The sequence below is a fragment of the Salinimicrobium oceani genome, assembly GCF_012037645.1.
On sequence record NZ_JAAVJR010000736.1, the window covers coordinates 1 to 427 of the forward strand.

2 protein-coding genes are annotated in these 427 nt (G+C 38.6%); both read right to left on the reverse strand.

Annotated features, from left to right (window positions below; genetic code table 11):
* Window positions 1-152, reverse strand: a 152-nt coding sequence (locus tag HC175_RS19140) for a pyridoxal-phosphate dependent enzyme (protein WP_168139752.1), incomplete at its 3' end; no start/stop codon positions are given.
* Window positions 152-427, reverse strand: a 276-nt coding sequence (locus tag HC175_RS19145) for a serine O-acetyltransferase (protein WP_369074353.1), incomplete at its 5' end; no start/stop codon positions are given. The genes HC175_RS19140 and HC175_RS19145, both read right to left, overlap by 1 nt.

The following is a 427-nucleotide window of genomic DNA, read 5'->3' on the forward strand; positions in this document are numbered from 1 at the left end:
CTTATCATGTTATAAGCAGGCCGGTCCTTTACGCTACCTCCCGGATTTTGACCTTCCAGTTTAAAATATAATTCTACCCGCGGATTGGTAACAAGTTTTTGGGCTTTTACCAAAGGAGTATTTCCTATGAGGTCTAATACAGTATTATTCATTATTCTGTAAAATTTTGAAGATTTCTAATTTTTATTGTGGGGGTGTGGGTAACAAAGGAATTAGGAGGAACAGAATTGGTGAGCCATGCGTTCCCTCCTATGATGCTATTTTCTCCAATTATTGTATCACCCCCCAAGATGGTTGCGTTAGCGTAAATGGTGACGTTATCTTCGATGGTAGGATGTCTTTTGATATTTCGAAGATCCCTTTCAACATATAAGGCTCCTAAGGTAACTCCCTGGTAAAGTTTTACATTGTTCTTTATTACCGTGGT